Raw genomic sequence first — 15,563 nt, forward strand, 5'->3', positions numbered from 1 at the left:
TATCAAGAACCATTAATTTAGATTTGTTATATTAATAGTATAGTTGTAGTGATAGTTGCAAATAGTTATTTTATTATTATCACTGTATTTTATTGTCAGAATTTTTTTGCCATCTTTAGAAGTTAAAATCCTTTCATTTGCTTTTTCTGATACGCTAATGCTTGTATTAGCAAACATCTCTTTGACAACATTGACAGGGGCTTGGCTTATAATAAACTCTGTGAGGCTTTGTTTAACACCAATATTCTGGTTTGGCATAGGCAGGCTACTACTTTGGATATTTTTGCCATTATAATCAAGCTTAAATAAAGAACCTCCCCAAGCTGATAACGCTACCATTATGATATGTTTTGAGTTGGCTTCAATAATCATATTTGTTGTTAGATTTTTTTGTTTGCCATCTTTATCATAATAAGTAGCAGAGACTATTTGCGATATTGTTTTATCAATACCTAGTTGTTGTGGCTGGGGTAGTGTTACAGTTGTATCTGGTGTTATAGCTACCTTTACGTCGATTTGCTGTTTTGTTTGCAACAATGAGCAACTGCTTAAAAAGATGAATATAAAAATAGTTGAAAGAATTTTACTTTTCATAACCTTGTACCTTAATTGCTATAGGAGCTAATAAAAATGCTACCGAAATACCTACTAGTACAGTTAGACCAAAATATTCAATAGCTGGAGTATTACTTAACGCCAAAAGCCCAAATGATAGTATAGTAGTAATAGCTGATAGTGCCAATGCTAGCATAGTACTACTGAATCTATTATGACTCTCAGCTAAGAATAAAACATAATCCATACTTATTCCTAAAACAAGTATTATCGCAAGGATGCTAAATAATGTCAGAGGAATATTGAGTAATCCAAGAAATGCTATAGATATGAAACATGATAATAATGGAACTACAATATAAACTATAGATTTTCTAAAAGAATATCTAACAGTTAGTCCCAACCATAATAAGACAAATGCAATCGCCATTATGTAAGAAATCATATTACGATAATGACTAAAAATATCACTTATCTGACTTACCTTATCAACAATATAAACATTATCGATAGAGCTAAGCAAATTTTGTAGTTTAGCAATATTAATATCTTTTGAAAGTGTTATTGCCACAGCTTTATAATCATTTGGCTGGTCTCCTAACCACAAAAATCTCATCTGTGCTGAAACAGGTTTATCTAACCATGCAGATAGTTCCAGAGGCTTAAATTTTGTATTTTTAATTTCATCTATCACTTTTACTTGTTGAGCCTTTGAAAAACCTATTTGTTTAAGATACTCTTGTGGATATTTGGTATTAATAAAGTTTTGTATAAGATTATAGTTTTGTTGTTGCTGCTCTAAGCTTGGTACATAGTCACTTATGCTAATTAGTGGATTTTTAATATTAGCAAAGTTGCTACGAATAATGCTTGTTACATGATTAGCTTTTGACAGAAGGGTATTATCATTTTTAGCTAATACGATAATATAGCTGAGACCTATATCACTGCGAATTATGTTTTTAAGCTGTTGTTCTTCATCCTTGAGCTCTTTAGGAGTTGATTGTAATATGTGAATATCATCATTAGGTTTTATTTTGTATATTCCTGCAATAATTATTATTACTAGAGCTAGTAAGATCAGAATAATTTTTTTTGTACTAATATTTTTCCACAGATTTAGATATTTATCCGTAAGCCTTAATAGAGGAATACTCTTATGGCTTTTTGATTTGATATTAATAATATATGGGAAAAAGCATATCACGGTTAGATATGATACAGCTAAGCCAATAATACCAAAAACTGCCAGTTGATGTAGTCCAGGAAAAGGTGCGATTGCTATAACTAAAAAAGCTATAACAACATTTAAAAGTCCTAATGTTATGCCTTTGAAAATACGATTTAGTCCTGTTTTTGGAGTCCAATTAGCATCAGCTAAAAGCTTCTCAGAATAGTAAAAGAAAGCATAGTCAACAGATATACCAATCAAACTTGCACCGAAAACTAGCGTAAATAAGAAGACACTACCAAATATATAGTGTGTAACAACAAACGCAGCAATAAATCCACAAAGTATTGAAAATAGTGTAAAAAAAAGTGGAATAATTGATCTAAATGTTAGAATTATCAAAATCAAGACGCCTATCATAGAGCCAATACCAATAGTATTTATCTCATGATGAGCATCTTCGGCTCCAGCATTTGCATAAAAGAGCATTCCAGTTTTTAGAACACTAATATGATTTGATTTAATCTGTTTGATAGCATTATTAATGCTTTTGATAATTTCAGTTTGAGTCGTTAATGAAAAGCTTTGTCCTTTAATTTCGGCTTTAATAAGAACATAATAAGTATTGTTTTTTTCAGCTACTAGAAAGCCATTTCTAAGCTTAAGGTTGGAGCTTGGTTTAGGTAAGTTTAAAAGATAGTTTTGATATGTAAAGAAAGGGTCATTATTAAGTAAGTTACGATTAACCACTCCTGTTGGGTTATATATATTTGCTAGAGCATTTTGGTATAGTCTTTCGTAGTTTTTATCAACTAATAGTTGTTGGTCTTTATCACTAAGTAATTGTAGTCTGTATGGGAAATAAAATTTTGCCCAAGATAATTGCTGGTCTTGGTTTACTCCAGTATTTACCGTTGTGAAGTTATTACTTTGTTCTAGTAAGTGGCTAAATTTTGCTGCAGCATTTGTAGCTTTAGTCGGATCTTTAGAACTTATTAAAAATACAACATCATTACTTATACGGTCAGAAAACTTATTTGATGCCGAGGTAAGTTCAGGTGAGGTCTCTTGGTTTGGTAATAAAGCTAGAATGTTTGTATTTAAGTTTAGTCCTTTTGTAATAATGGCTATAAATAGGATTATGTTGCTTAGAACAATTACACCCCAAATAATAAGACGGATAAGAGATTTATTAATCATAATATTTAGTTTGTTGTAATATCAAAAAGTTGTATTTTGATTATATTATCTTGGGTATCAGCGACGTCAATATTTGTAATATATCTATTACCTTTTAGAGTTATCTCTTTTATAGCCTTATTAAGAGGGCTAGATTTCGGTGTGAGTGTGATAGTCCAGTTTTGAGTATTACCATCAAAATTGATATTAAAAAATTCTGATATAGTTTTTGTATCGCCTTTAAATACAGACATAAAAACACTAGTGAATGTGAAAACTATTGGCTGGTCATCACGTGTTAGAACCGTAGGAGGATTATCCATAATAGTTTGTGTAAGCTTATTTTTAGACATTTGCATTGTGGTTTTGATCGGTTGTTGCTGTTGCCATAACAGAGATCCATCATTAGTTAGTTTAAATGTTCCTGAAGATTTTAAACTTGAGTTTAAACCTTCAATTTGTCGGATTTGTATAAATTTACCCGAGATATTAGTATCTTTGGTTAATTGCTTTTCAACCGCTTGGAAGTCTGAATTACTAGTAAGGTCTGAAGCATATAAGGGAGCCACAATAGTTAAAAAAATGCTAATAAAAGTAAATAGTCTCTTCATCTTCTAATAATCTCTTTTATTTTTTGTTGCCATTGCTGAGGTGTTACGAAACAAGTTTCTTTTTTGTTAATATCAACAGCAAGCTGAGTAGTATAACCTTGACATAACTTTATTTTAGTTAAGCTATCTAAAATAGTATAGTTTATTTTTAATCGGTTCTCGAACTCTATTAGATCACAATAAATATCAATATCTTGTCCAAATCTTGCAGATTTAATAAATTTGGCTTTTATATCAACTATAGGCCAAGCGAAGCCATCTTTCTTCATAGCTATATAATCGTAACCAATTTCTTTGAGCATACTACATCTAGCCATTTCAAAGTACTTGATATAATTACCATGCCAAACAATTTCAAGCATATCAACATCAAAAAATGGGATAGTCATTTTGTAAACATGTGTGAATAAACTATCTTTAAGCATTTACTTATTCTCCTTGATGCCAAAAATCAAAAAAATTAAACCATTGTTTTGGATATTTTTTACAATATGATTCAAGCATTTGTGCGTATTTTTGTGCATACTTTTCTAAATCTTGTTGTTTTGTTTTTCTATTTAAAATAATGCTATTTTGATCAAACTCTTTGAAAATAAAATCAAAGTTATTACGATCTTTTTTTGGGCATAGCATAAAGTATGTAGGGCATTTTAGAATACTTGCTAATATAAATGCACCTTGCGGGAAAAATGCCATATCATCTAAAAATGATAATCTAAGATTTCTCTCTGGTTTAGTTACAGAAGTTCTATCTGCAGGTATAACGATAAATTCACCATTAGCAACACGCTCATATAACTCAATTGCTAGATCTGGAGTAACATCTTGTATACATATCATATTGATTGAGTATTTAGGATTAATCTTTGTCAAAAGTTTGTTAAATGTAGGAGCTTGCTTGCTAAATACTAGAGCATTTATTTTCATACTACTATCAAAGTCTGCTAGAGATCTTGCAACATCAAGATTACCAAGATGAGCCGTAAAAATAACACCACCTTTTTGTGATTTGATAGCTTGGTTCATGATTTTGCGATCTTGTAATGAGAAGTCTACATTATCTATAGTGATCTTATTACTCCAAACAGCTATTTTATCTATAACCATTTCACCAAATGCTAAAAAATGTTTAAAACTATAAAACCATAATTTTGAAGTTTTAATATTTTTATCGAGGTGTTTAATATATTTAAAAGAATAGTTACGTGCATTTTTGTACAATAAAAAATAATAGATCATAACTACTGACATGATTGAGTAGGTAAGTCTACGACCTAATAAACGAAATAAAATAAAAGTAGTTCTAAGCCCAAATAGACCACCGGCTTCTTTTATCTTAGTCCAATGTTTCACCTGATTTTTCTCCATAATAGTAATGGTAATCTAATAATCATACCAGTAACTAATTTTGTATGAGTCCAAGATATCCTGACATTATCTCGAAACATTCTAAAATTGGAGTAACCATCTTGAGGGTAAATTACTTTGGTATTTATATAGACTATAGGAAGACCTAACCAGTACATTCTCACGATTACATCTATATCGAAATCCATCTTCACTGAGAAAGTTCTTTTCTGCATAAGCTTTGTATAAGCCTCTAGTGGATAGATACGAAAACCACACATTGATTCTTTGAGATCAAACGACAGAGTTTCTATTGCTACCCAAAAATTTGTAATTTTTCTACCATGAAGTCTACTTTTGGGAATACTATCATCATAGATAGGCATACCAGATATTAGTGCTTGAGGGTTTTGCTGCATTGCTTGTATAAATTTAGGTATATCATTCGAATCATGCTGACCATCAGCATCTATTTGAAGCATATGTGTATAACCCATTTTAAAAGCTAAATTGGCACCATAACTTACAGCAACACCTTTACCTTGATTTTTATCAAGTGATTCTATCAAAACAATATTATTAAATTCATCAGCAACTTCTCTCATGATTTGTTTAGTGTTATCTTGGCTACCATCATTTATAAGTATGATAGGTAAGTCATATCTAGCGATATTTTTGATGGTGTTACGTAGTTGCTTTCCATGGTTATAGATTGGTACTACAATACATAAATTACAATCACTACTACTCATATTTTATTTTACCCTGAGATGCTACTTGATTATTGACAGAAATTTCAAAAGTAATTGTATTATTATTATTTGTGATTTTTATTTCTATATCATCATTAGGTAATATAACTTTTTTGAATTTTACTTGTGGAATATTACCAAAAGAGAGTTTATTAATACCGAATATCTGGCTTGCCAAATTTATGACAAAATCAACTTGAGCAATACCCGGTAAAATTGCCTGCTCTTGAAAGTGACCTTTAAAAAAATCACACTCGTGGAGTACTTGCGCCGATACTAAAACACAGCAATCATCAATATTTTGTATATTATTTATCTTAAGATGTTTGTTCATAGTTTATTTCGCCATAAATTTTAAATAAAGTCTCCTTAATAAGCTTAAATCTTATCAAACTTATAAGCTCTAACCTATTTAATTATCATCTAATAATTCAACTAATAGTTCTAGAGTTCTTTTTCCTTGAGAGTTGGTTGGTATTTCAGTTACAAAGCGCCATTGTTTAGGTATAACTACATTTGAGTAATAGTTTAATAGATAGCTCTTTATTTGTTTAATTAAATTTTGTTTACCAAAATTTTGTAATAAGTCTTGTCCAGCTTGATTTAGACATATTATTACTGCTATATATTCACGATAGCTTTGACGCTTGATACATACACAATCTTGTATTAAGTCATAATCAATTAATATATTTTGCATTTGTGATATTGATAAACGATTACCAGCAATTTTGACAATCTTATCGACTCTACCTTTTAGTTCAAATTTATCGTTGTATAATGCAACGATATCTGCCATTAGTTGTTTTTCTTGCTTAAAAAAAGGAGATCTAACAACTAGTTGATCAGACTTTGTAGTAATACAAACATTATCAAAAGGCTTCCATAGTTTATCAATTAACTGTTGTCTATACGCAATAACTCCAGTTTCACTACTGCCATAAGCTTCAAGAATAGGGATGTTGTAACTATTTTGAAATTTAATCGCAATATCGGTATTTAATGCACTAGCTGATGAAATGAGCAAAGAGTTAGTGATAGGACTACTGATACTACCATCAAGGTGAGAAATAATTACAGGAGTCGTTATCAAAATATTGTTATCTTGAAGTAGCTTTTTGTGGATAAGTTCGGGTACAAATAGCCTTTCTGTGTGGATGATTTTTGGGTATAGCAGTGGCCATATTATAGCCCAGCTAAAGCCATACAGGTGCTGATGTGATACTGTTGTGAGCACATTGATATTCTTAAGATTAAAGCTTTGTATGACACTATTGATCGCGAAAGACTCTTGTTCAAGATTGTCTATGGTTTTGCTATAGCTTTTATATTCACCAGTAGATCCAGATGTGAAAAATATAGTTTCACAATCTTTTAATGTATATTCATTGATGATTTTTGTTGATAAATTAAGATCATTATCAGTTATTAAAGAGTCGTAATATTTTGCAAGCTTGGCAATTGTGCCAGATTTGTCATTTGGTATCATTATAGTAGTTTTACCTAAAAACTGACATGCTATCCATGTGCAACAAAATAAGTACATATCATCAACTGATAATGCAACTTTGCAACTATTACTTAGAATGATATCAAGGTGATTAGCTAAAGCTTTTATATCATTTAAAAACTCTTTTGCGATAATATTATTTGAATCTTTGATAAATATGATTTCAGAAGGATTTTGTGCATAAAATTCTAGTATTGATTTAAGTGTGCTTTTCAAAATATCTCCTAACAACAATTCTAATTATAATTTCACTAAGCATCATTAATCCTATAAGGACATAACTGATAAAACCGTTATAAAGTGTCCAAAATTGTATCGAACCTAATATAATAGTATATGTTGAAATACTGGCATTTATAGCAAAAAACACACACCAAGCTAATGTTGCATACCATGTGTATTTTATTGCATAGTCTGGTAGAGTCTCTTTGCTCATGCGAATTGCAAGTTTGGTAATCAGGCTTTTGTCTTGGAATAATGAATAACAAAAAACACAGAAGAGGCTAATACTTACAAAGACAGGGTATAGTAGCATAACGGTGATATTATCTACAATGATGGCTATCCCTGCAAGAAGTATCCCTACAATAGTAATAAGTTTCCAAGTGATGCTAGAATCTTTTTTTAAAATTAGTAATCTTAGTATAAATATTAAGACGACAATTAAGCCAAGATACTTTATCGAGAGTGAATTTAAGCCAATATAGACTATAAATGGATATAGTATAATAATTATCAATATAAAGAATTTAAACAGAGATTTCATTAAGTGTGTATTTAGTCTTGTGCTAGAGCTGCAATTATAGTATCAACAACATCCCCAACAGTACGAACAGATTTAAATTCCTCAGGTTTAAACTTGCGACCTGTGAAGTTTTGCAGTTGTACTACTAAATCAACAGCATCAATACTATCTAAATCAAGATCTTCGTATAGTGTTGAATCGAGAGTGACATCATCCTTATCTATTTCAAAAAGATTATTAAGAATATCCTGTAATTGTACGAAAATTTGTTCTTTAGAAAAGCTCATCAGTATATCCTTAAGATTTATTTTCTTCTACAAATTTAGCCAAAGATGCCACAGATTCAAAGTGTTTTTTGACATCTTCATCAGCAACTTCAAGACTTATATTATAGCGTTTTTTTAACGCAACCCCTATCTCTAAAGCGTCTATTGAATCTAGTCCTAAACCCTCTCCAAAAAGTGCTTCATTAGCATCTATTTCATCAGCTGTAATATCTTCAAGATTTAAGACCTCGATGATCATTTCTTTTATTTCTTGTTGCATGTTTTAAAGTACCTATTTTATAAAAAATCTAATTTAGTAGAGAGATTATACTGTAAAAATTTAGTTAGCCTACGAGCAGCTAGAGATGGTATCCCATCTGCCTCATCAATAAAATCTTGAGGATTAACCTTATCTCCAACAACTACTCTAAACAACGGCGTTGTTTCGGCAATGTTATACCATTTGGTATTTTTTGTCAAAGTAACAGGAGAGCATGAGATATGTATCATTCTTATAGGAGCATTTGTTCTAATTGCTAGTTGCGCGGCACCTCGTTTTAGCTTTGGTAACTGGTTGGGACTAGTTCTGGTACCTTCTGGGAACATTAACAAATTTCTACCTTCTACAAATATTTCATTTAAGCGTGAGAATGTTTGGTCAGGATTGATATTCGGGATATATCCAGCTGTTTCTATTACATGCTTATAATATGGGTTTTCCCATAAGCTTTGTTTGACAATATTATCGCAAAGCTTGAGTCTAGACACTATTGCAACATAGTCGATTAAAGTAGGATGATTAGCTATGAAAATACAACCTTGATCTTGATATAGTTTTTCAATACCTTCAAATTCAAATCGAATGATTCTAAAATGGTGAATAATTCCAATAAAAATTTTAAAACCAATGTTTATAGTGTGTTGAGCATGTATTGTGCGAGCACTTTTATCTTTTATAAATATTCTGACTAGAGGGAAGTATATATAACCTAATATTGCTCCAAAAAAGCTGAATAAAAAGAAACATATTCCTGTAGCAATTCTGCGATAAAATCTATTTAAGTATTTATACATAATTACATCTTCTCTATAGATATACGCTTTAAAAATAATGGATTAAGTTCATTACAAGCATACCAGTTTGCAAAAATAATTGCAGATGGGAGTCGATTAAATTTTTGTAATAATGTTTTGTTGTTATTAATCTCTAATTTTAAGCCTATACTTGACTGTGATAGTGGTTCTCTTGATATGACAAAACTAATTCCATAAGCAAGATTATCTGAGATATTAAGTTCATCAAAGATTTCTGGCACATTATCATCATAACAAGTAAACAAAACATTATCATAGTCTTGTAACTGTGTGATAGCGTCAATTAAACCCATTTCAAAAGTCTCGGTACCAGCAGCTATTGAGTTAAAAGGTATTTTTAGTTTCTGTTGGATTGATAGAAGTCCAGAAGGTGTATTATGCACAGATTGAGAAAATGCGTTTGGTGAAAGGATTTCTTGATTAGAAATATCTTTAAATATAGATAATGTATTTGCTAGTTCACCATGTTGAGATGCAAATACTATGGCATCTATTTTATATTTATGGAGTTGAGGTATGGATACTGAAAGAGCGATTTTGCTGGATTTACTACATCTTCTTCTCATAGCTGCAGCTATGAAGCTAGTATCGATGTTGATGTCCTGTTTTATCATTTCAAGGTATGATATATCTTTAAAATTTGATATGTCGTTTTTTCCTTGAGCTGTGGCTAAAACCGAATCTATATAAAATCTCATCCAATATGCTATTTTATTGTCTTTACTAGAATCTATCATATTGAAGTAAAAAAATGTATATCTATAACCTTTTTAAGTATTAAATACAGTTAACATACACTTAATTGTATTTAAACTAATCGTAATTGAATTTATACTTACAGGAAGTTATTCAAAATTATACAGAATATGAGTGGCAATGAAATCTATCTGAATTCGCTGGGTATAATCAATTGTTTAGGTGATTCTAAACAAGCTGTTTTGCAATCATTGCTTAGTAATCAAACTGGTTTGGTAACTGATAAGAATCTATTGTCGGGTCGCAAGACAATTGTAGGGCAAATAAATGATAATATACTTCCAAAAATTCCTCACCGATTAAAAGAATTTGATTGTCGTAATAACCAAATGGCTCTTCATGCCTGTATGCAAATAAATCATGATATAAGTCGAGTTATAGATAAATATGGAGCTGATAGGGTGGCTGTGGTTTGCGGTACTAGTACATCAGGTATAGATAATGGTGAACGAGCTTTAACTAAAAAGTTTATATCAGGTCAATTCCCCAAAGAATTTAGCTACAAGCAAGAAGAAACCGCAGGTCTTAGTGAATTTTTGAGGGAGTATTATAATCTTGAAAATATTGCTTATACTATATCAACAGCTTGTTCATCAAGTGGTAAAGCATTTGCCTCAGCTGCTAGATTATTAAAACAGAATTTGTGTGATGCAGTTATTGTTGTCGGTTGCGATACTCTTTGTGAATTAACATTAAATGGCTTTGATTGCTTAGATGCGATATCTCAGAACTTGTGTTTACCTTTTCATAATCAAAGAGATGGTATAAATATAGGTGAAGGCGCTGCAGCCTTTATTATGTCTAGAGATTGCTCAGAAATAGTACTTTTAGGTGTTGGGGAATCATCAGATGGTTATCATATTACAGCACCAGATCCTAGTGGTGAAGGTGCTAAATTAGCTATGATACAGGCATTGAGCTCTGCAAATCTAGTTCCTGATGATATCGGTTATTTAAATTTGCATGGTACAGCAACCATACTAAATGATAATATGGAAAGTAATGCAGTAAGGGATATATTCAAAGCACCTGTTGCGTGTAGCTCTACTAAATCTTTGACAGGTCATACACTAGGTGCAGCGGCAGCTACAGAGGTTGCGATATGTTGGTTATTATTATCAGATAATTACAATCCTAACAAAAAACTACCAAAGCAATACGATTCAGATAAGGATATTATTTCTGATATTGGTATAATAACTAGTAATATTCGATATCACAAGCCAAATTTCATGAGTAATTCGTTTGCTTTTGGCGGTAATAACGTAAGTGTAATTATAGGAAAGAAATAGATGCATAATATTGCCGATTTGATACCCCATGAACCACCTATGAGACTCGTTGATGAGTTTATAGCTTTTGAAGACAATACAGTACACTGTAGAACTATTGTGACTGATGGCAATATATTCTTCGATAAGCAATTAGATGGTATACCACACTGGGTAGCGGTTGAAATCATGGCTCAAACGGCTGCTTCCTATGGTAGAGCTAGTAAGCTTGCTGCATCTGACGCTAGTACCAATGAACCTCCAGTAGCATTTTTACTGAGTGTGAGAGGTTACAAGACAGATGTTAAAAGATATAAAACTGGTAGTGTTTTAGATATATTTGCTGAATGTATTATTCTTGATAAAGGGACAGGGGTATTTAGTTGCAAAGTATTGTTAGGTCAACAAGAAGTTGCATCACTTACGATCAATGCCTATCAGCCACAAAGTTTTGAAGATGTAAAAAAAGTTATTAGTAGAGAAATATAAAATATGAAAAAAATATTAGTCACAGGTGCGAGTAAAGGAATCGGTAAGGCTATAGCACTGAAACTTGCGGCTGAAAATAGGCATATAACTATACACTATAATACGGACAAAGTTGGTGCTGAAAACGTTCGTGATAGTATTCTTGATAAGGGTTTTCAAGCGGATATTATAAGTTTTGATATCTCTAACAATCAGCAGACAGAACAAGCTATTGGCGAGTATATCGAAAATCATGGTGCATTTTATGGAGTGATTAATAATGCCGGTCTTTGTAGAGATACTGCATTTCCAGCAATGACAAAAGATGATTGGTCAAGAGTTATAGATACTAATTTGGATGGTTTTTATAATGTTTTAAAGCCTTGTATTATGCCAATGATACAGCTTAGAAAAGGTGGTAGGATTATTACTATGGCTTCTGTATCTGGTATCGTGGGTAATAGAGGGCAGGTCAATTATAGTGCTGCAAAAGCTGGTATTATTGGAGCAACAAAAGCTTTGGCTGTAGAGTTAGCAAAAAGAAAAATTACAGTAAATTGTATAGCACCAGGTTTGATAGATACAGAAATGACGGATGATATCGAGCATTATGATGAGATTATCAAGCAAATACCAATGAAAAGGGCAGGTAGTGTAGAAGAGGTGGCAAGCTTAGCAGAGTATCTGATGTCGGATGCTGCAGCTTATATAACAAGACAGGTGATTTCTATTAATGGAGGACTTGCTTAATGCATAGAGTTGTTGTTACTGGTATGTCAGGCGTTACAGCTCTTGGTAGTGATGCTGATACTATTTTTGAATCACTATTAGCTGGAAAAGTCGCAACTAAGAGAATGCCTTGGGATGATATTCAAGGTCTTAATACTAAACTTGCTGCTCCTGTAACAGATTTTAAAATGCCAAATTATCCTCGTAAAAAAATACGTGGTATGGGTATGGTGTCAAAGTTAGCAACCGTAGCAACCTCGCAAGCATTAGCAGATGCTGATTTACTTGATAAGATAGATATATTAACTAGTGGTAGAACAGGTGTTGCTTATGGATCATGCTCTGGCAGCCCACAACCATTGTCTGATCTTTTGATGATTCTTACTGACAAAAAAATTGGCAATGTTAATGCAACAACTTATATCAAAGGTATGAGTCATACTTGTGCAGTTAATATAGCTTTATTCTTTGGGTTGACTGGTAGATTGATCCCGACATCTAGTGCATGTACCTCAAGTAGTCAAGCTATAGGATATGCTTATGAAGCTATTAAGTATGGTATGCAGGATGTGATGGTTGCTGGTGGAGCCGAAGAGCTTTGTGTAAGTCAGGTTGCAATATTTGACACATTATTCGCGACAAGTCAGATGAATGATACGCCAAGTCTTGCACCTAAACCTTTTGATAGAGATAGAGATGGTTTAGTTATAGGAGAGGGAAGTGCTACTTTGATATTAGAGTCATTAGAGCATGCTCAACAGCGTGGAGCAAAAATTTATGCGGAGGTTGTAGGTTATGGCACAAATTGTGATGCTGAGCACGTTACACAACCAACAGCCGAAAAAATGCAGATTGCTCTTAAACTTGCTTTAGAAGATGCACAGATAACACCAGATATGATAGGTTATGTTAATGCTCATGGTACATCGACAGAGGTTGGAGATATAGCTGAGAGTATTGCTACGCGTGAAGTTTTTGGTAGGGATATTAGCATCAGTTCATTAAAGGGCTATTTTGGTCATACACTAGGTGCTAGTGGCGCACTTGAAGCATGGCTAACTATAGAGATGATGAATAGAGGTGTATTTATCCCAAATGTGAATTTACAAAATGTAGATCAAAGGTGTGCTAGCTTAGACTATCTTGTAGATAAACAAAATATAGAGACTGAGTATGTGATGACTAATAACTTTGCTTTTGGCGGAGTTAATACATCTTTGATTTTTAAAAAATTTTAGAATAAAGATTATACTTTAGTCACAAAATTGATATGATATTTAACACAATTTTGTGAAAAGTTATAGGATACATAATATGAAAAAGATATTATTTTCATTGGTTGCTGCAGGCTGTTTTGTTTTGCCTTTATCTGTTTATGCTTCGGATGATATTCATGATGTGAGTATCAAGAATGCTATGGAAGTAATGCCTGAGAAAGTCAAAAATAAACTTGGCGATTTTAAGTTTTATTTTGGTAAAGATTCTAAGCCATTTGATTATTCAGCTGAAGGAACAATATATACTAGCAAAAGAACTAATGGTGCTTTTAAACATTATGAGAAATCTTGTAATTGGGTTTTTTATTCAGCATTAATTGATCTAAAAGAGCAATCACAAGCTGCAGGTGGCAAAGGGGTTGCAGATATCGAATCTAACTGGAAAAATAATCCTACATCAAGTAAAGATACTTATGTTTGTGGTGAGGGTCTCTTAATGTCTGGAGTTGCATTAAAAGGAGTTATTATCAAATAGTATTTTAACAGCATAACCTTGATAATGCTTTAATTCCTTGTCTAGGATTTCTTACAAAGGGGTTATTTTTATCCCAAGCATATCCCGCTAAGATTGATACAATTTGTTCTTTTATGTTTTTGGTGCTATTTTTATGAAATATTATATCCTGCAAGCTGCCTTCATACCAAGCGCTAACAAATTCTCTAAAAGTATTTATACCTATATATAACTCATCAACAAATTCCTTTTGCCAATCTACATCTATACCCTTTAGATGTCTATCAAGAGCATTTGCTGCTAAGGATGCTGATTTAACGGCAATGGTTATACCTGATGAAAATACAGGGTCTAAAAATTCAGCGGCATTACCAAGCAATGCAAATCTTTCGCCATAAAGTTTAGAAACATTTGATGAGTAACCTTTGATAGTTTGAACATCAGATCTAAGTATTGAGGCGGATGTTAAGTTTGCTAAATATGGCATTTGCTTTATAAAGCTATCTAGATTTTGTATATTGGTATTGTTATCAATGAAGTTCTCTGGCTTTGCAACTACTCCAATGGATGATGTTCCATCAGCAAAAGGTATTAGCCAGTACCAAATATCTCGATGTTCTGGATGAACGCTTATAAGAATTTTATTGCGATCAAAACTTTCATCGACAATATTATCATCTATATGACAGAAATATGATTGTCGCATTGGAAAGTTAGAAGGTTTCTCAAGATTAAGTAATTTTGGTAGCACTCTTCCAAAACCACTAGCATCAAGTACAAAATCAGCTTCTAATTTATATTGTTCTTGAGTTTCAAGATTTCTGATAGTCAGAGTAGTATAATCTCTTTCTTCAGCTACATGGGTAACTTCAGTATTATAGAATATTTTTGCACCTAGACCTTGAGCCTTATCAGCTAAAGCTTTGTCGAAAATCCCTCGTTTAACCTGAAAAGTATCACCATAACCTGTCGTGAATTTTTGATTAAAATTTATAGAAATAGAGTCTTTATTATTATTAAAAGTAGCGCCGTTTTTATGCTGAAATATTGCTTGTTGTTTAATTACATCAAGCATATCAGCTTCTTCAAAATACTGCATTGATTGAGGTAAGAGACTTTCACCTATTGAAAATCTTGGGAATATTTGTCTTTCAATGATAATTACATCATAGCCTTTTTTGACTAGTATTGCTGCTGCAACCGAGCCAGATGGACCAGCACCAATTATTGCAATAGTAGCCTTTAAATTATTATTGAGCATGCAAGCCTTAAACTTAGATTTACATCTGAATTTTAGCACTATTATGGATTATTAGATACTTCCATCGTTTACTTTTGCTTATAGTTTATGTATAAATGCTAAGAATAAAGTAGGTG

General features: G+C 32.0%; 19 protein-coding genes. 5 read left to right on the plus strand and 14 right to left on the minus strand.

Features of this window, described 5'->3' with window-relative positions; all coding sequences use genetic code 11:
- Positions 1–12: 12 nt before the first annotated feature.
- The 13 genes from FTPG_RS03735 to FTPG_RS03795 all read right to left on the minus strand — a co-directional run bounded on the left by FTPG_RS03735 (position 13) and on the right by FTPG_RS03795 (position 9,929).
- The gene (locus FTPG_RS03735; protein WP_004287092.1) at positions 13–594 is read right to left on the minus strand and encodes a DUF3261 domain-containing protein; all 582 of its coding nucleotides are present in this window, start codon (positions 592–594) and stop codon (positions 13–15) included.
- The gene (locus tag FTPG_RS03740; protein WP_004287093.1) at positions 584–2,926 is read right to left on the minus strand and encodes an MMPL family transporter; all 2,343 of its coding nucleotides are present in this window, start codon (positions 2,924–2,926) and stop codon (positions 584–586) included. Before FTPG_RS03740 ends, FTPG_RS03735 begins: the two co-directional genes overlap by 11 nt.
- 5 nt (positions 2,927–2,931) lie before the next feature.
- On the minus strand, positions 2,932–3,516 hold the full coding sequence (locus FTPG_RS03745; RefSeq protein ID WP_004287094.1) for a LolA family protein: 585 nt from the start codon (positions 3,514–3,516) through the stop codon (positions 2,932–2,934).
- Positions 3,513–3,941 carry an acyl-CoA thioesterase gene (locus tag FTPG_RS03750; RefSeq protein WP_004287095.1) on the minus strand — a complete coding sequence of 143 codons (429 nt, stop codon included), beginning with the start codon at positions 3,939–3,941 and terminating at the stop codon, positions 3,513–3,515. Before FTPG_RS03750 ends, FTPG_RS03745 begins: the two co-directional genes overlap by 4 nt.
- A 4-nt stretch (positions 3,942–3,945) precedes the next feature.
- Positions 3,946–4,869, minus strand: coding sequence for an LpxL/LpxP family acyltransferase (locus FTPG_RS03755; RefSeq protein ID WP_244855704.1), 924 nt, complete (start codon positions 4,867–4,869; stop codon positions 3,946–3,948).
- Positions 4,866–5,615, minus strand: a complete 750-nt coding sequence (locus tag FTPG_RS03760; protein ID WP_004287096.1) for a glycosyltransferase family 2 protein — start codon at positions 5,613–5,615, stop codon at positions 4,866–4,868. Before FTPG_RS03760 ends, FTPG_RS03755 begins: the two co-directional genes overlap by 4 nt.
- Positions 5,608–5,949, minus strand: coding sequence for an ApeI family dehydratase (locus FTPG_RS03765; protein WP_004287097.1), 342 nt, complete (start codon positions 5,947–5,949; stop codon positions 5,608–5,610). Before FTPG_RS03765 ends, FTPG_RS03760 begins: the two co-directional genes overlap by 8 nt.
- Positions 5,950–6,027: 78 nt before the next feature.
- Entirely contained in the window at positions 6,028–7,341 is a 1,314-nt protein-coding gene (locus FTPG_RS03770) for an AMP-binding protein (RefSeq protein WP_035722273.1), read from the minus strand.
- Complete coding sequence (locus FTPG_RS03775; RefSeq protein ID WP_035722275.1) at positions 7,325–7,891, minus strand: COG4648 family protein; 567 nt, start codon at positions 7,889–7,891, stop codon at positions 7,325–7,327. Before FTPG_RS03775 ends, FTPG_RS03770 begins: the two co-directional genes overlap by 17 nt.
- Before the next feature lie 11 nt (positions 7,892–7,902).
- Complete coding sequence (locus FTPG_RS03780) at positions 7,903–8,157, minus strand: acyl carrier protein (protein ID WP_004287100.1); 255 nt, start codon at positions 8,155–8,157, stop codon at positions 7,903–7,905.
- A gap of 10 nt (positions 8,158–8,167) precedes the next feature.
- Positions 8,168–8,416, minus strand: coding sequence for a phosphopantetheine-binding protein (locus FTPG_RS03785; protein ID WP_004287101.1), 249 nt, complete (start codon positions 8,414–8,416; stop codon positions 8,168–8,170).
- Between the two features lie 17 nt (positions 8,417–8,433).
- The gene (locus tag FTPG_RS03790) at positions 8,434–9,210 is read right to left on the minus strand and encodes a lysophospholipid acyltransferase family protein (protein WP_004287102.1); all 777 of its coding nucleotides are present in this window, start codon (positions 9,208–9,210) and stop codon (positions 8,434–8,436) included.
- 2 nt (positions 9,211–9,212) lie between these two features.
- Complete coding sequence (locus tag FTPG_RS03795; RefSeq protein WP_035722370.1) at positions 9,213–9,929, minus strand: beta-ketoacyl synthase chain length factor; 717 nt, start codon at positions 9,927–9,929, stop codon at positions 9,213–9,215.
- A gap of 168 nt (positions 9,930–10,097) precedes the next feature.
- Here FTPG_RS03795 and FTPG_RS03800 point away from each other — a divergent pair, with 168 nt between their 5' ends.
- The 5 genes from FTPG_RS03800 (at position 10,098) to FTPG_RS03820 (ending at position 14,207) form a co-directional block, all read left to right on the plus strand.
- Positions 10,098–11,279 (plus strand): beta-ketoacyl-ACP synthase, encoded by a 1,182-nt coding sequence (locus FTPG_RS03800; protein WP_004287104.1) that lies wholly within the window; start codon positions 10,098–10,100, stop codon positions 11,277–11,279.
- Positions 11,280–11,747, plus strand: a complete 468-nt coding sequence (locus FTPG_RS03805; RefSeq protein ID WP_004287105.1) for a hotdog family protein — start codon at positions 11,280–11,282, stop codon at positions 11,745–11,747.
- Between the two features lie 3 nt (positions 11,748–11,750).
- Positions 11,751–12,476 (plus strand): 3-oxoacyl-ACP reductase FabG, encoded by a 726-nt coding sequence (fabG, locus tag FTPG_RS03810; protein ID WP_004287106.1) that lies wholly within the window; start codon positions 11,751–11,753, stop codon positions 12,474–12,476.
- Entirely contained in the window at positions 12,476–13,693 is a 1,218-nt protein-coding gene (locus tag FTPG_RS03815) for a beta-ketoacyl-ACP synthase (protein ID WP_004287107.1), read from the plus strand. Before fabG ends, FTPG_RS03815 begins: the two co-directional genes overlap by 1 nt.
- 76 nt (positions 13,694–13,769) lie before the next feature.
- Positions 13,770–14,207: a hypothetical protein gene (locus tag FTPG_RS03820; RefSeq protein WP_004287108.1), complete on the plus strand. Its 438-nt coding sequence runs from the start codon at positions 13,770–13,772 to the stop codon at positions 14,205–14,207.
- Between the two features lie 4 nt (positions 14,208–14,211).
- On the opposite strand, the gene FTPG_RS03825 is transcribed toward FTPG_RS03820, so the two are convergent.
- Positions 14,212–15,447, minus strand: coding sequence for an NAD(P)/FAD-dependent oxidoreductase (locus FTPG_RS03825; RefSeq protein WP_035722279.1), 1,236 nt, complete (start codon positions 15,445–15,447; stop codon positions 14,212–14,214).
- Between the last annotated feature and the right edge of the window lie 116 nt (positions 15,448–15,563).

Origin of the sequence: Francisella philomiragia subsp. philomiragia ATCC 25015 (assembly GCF_000156715.1) — a bacterium.
Lineage (GTDB): Bacteria > Pseudomonadota > Gammaproteobacteria > Francisellales > Francisellaceae > Francisella > Francisella philomiragia.

What these genes read in the sequence shown, in the direction of transcription:
- FTPG_RS03735 (WP_004287092.1), bottom strand. Translation starts at nt 594, where the DNA reads ATGAAAAGTAAAATTCTTTCAACTATTTTTATATTCATCTTTTTAAGC.
- FTPG_RS03740 (WP_004287093.1), bottom strand. Translation starts at nt 2,926, where the DNA reads ATGATTAATAAATCTCTTATCCGTCTTATTATTTGGGGTGTAATTGTT.
- FTPG_RS03745 (WP_004287094.1), bottom strand. Translation starts at nt 3,516, where the DNA reads ATGAAGAGACTATTTACTTTTATTAGCATTTTTTTAACTATTGTGGCT.
- FTPG_RS03750 (WP_004287095.1), bottom strand. Translation starts at nt 3,941, where the DNA reads ATGCTTAAAGATAGTTTATTCACACATGTTTACAAAATGACTATCCCA.
- FTPG_RS03760 (WP_004287096.1), bottom strand. Translation starts at nt 5,615, where the DNA reads ATGAGTAGTAGTGATTGTAATTTATGTATTGTAGTACCAATCTATAAC.
- FTPG_RS03765 (WP_004287097.1), bottom strand. Translation starts at nt 5,949, where the DNA reads ATGAACAAACATCTTAAGATAAATAATATACAAAATATTGATGATTGC.
- FTPG_RS03775 (WP_035722275.1), bottom strand. Translation starts at nt 7,891, where the DNA reads ATGAAATCTCTGTTTAAATTCTTTATATTGATAATTATTATACTATAT.
- FTPG_RS03780 (WP_004287100.1), bottom strand. Translation starts at nt 8,157, where the DNA reads ATGAGCTTTTCTAAAGAACAAATTTTCGTACAATTACAGGATATTCTT.
- FTPG_RS03785 (WP_004287101.1), bottom strand. Translation starts at nt 8,416, where the DNA reads ATGCAACAAGAAATAAAAGAAATGATCATCGAGGTCTTAAATCTTGAA.
- FTPG_RS03790 (WP_004287102.1), bottom strand. Translation starts at nt 9,210, where the DNA reads ATGTATAAATACTTAAATAGATTTTATCGCAGAATTGCTACAGGAATA.
- FTPG_RS03795 (WP_035722370.1), bottom strand. Translation starts at nt 9,929, where the DNA reads ATGAGATTTTATATAGATTCGGTTTTAGCCACAGCTCAAGGAAAAAAC.
- FTPG_RS03800 (WP_004287104.1), top strand. Translation starts at nt 10,098, where the DNA reads ATGAGTGGCAATGAAATCTATCTGAATTCGCTGGGTATAATCAATTGT.
- FTPG_RS03805 (WP_004287105.1), top strand. Translation starts at nt 11,280, where the DNA reads ATGCATAATATTGCCGATTTGATACCCCATGAACCACCTATGAGACTC.
- fabG (WP_004287106.1), top strand. Translation starts at nt 11,751, where the DNA reads ATGAAAAAAATATTAGTCACAGGTGCGAGTAAAGGAATCGGTAAGGCT.
- FTPG_RS03815 (WP_004287107.1), top strand. Translation starts at nt 12,476, where the DNA reads ATGCATAGAGTTGTTGTTACTGGTATGTCAGGCGTTACAGCTCTTGGT.
- FTPG_RS03820 (WP_004287108.1), top strand. Translation starts at nt 13,770, where the DNA reads ATGAAAAAGATATTATTTTCATTGGTTGCTGCAGGCTGTTTTGTTTTG.
- FTPG_RS03825 (WP_035722279.1), bottom strand. Translation starts at nt 15,447, where the DNA reads ATGCTCAATAATAATTTAAAGGCTACTATTGCAATAATTGGTGCTGGT.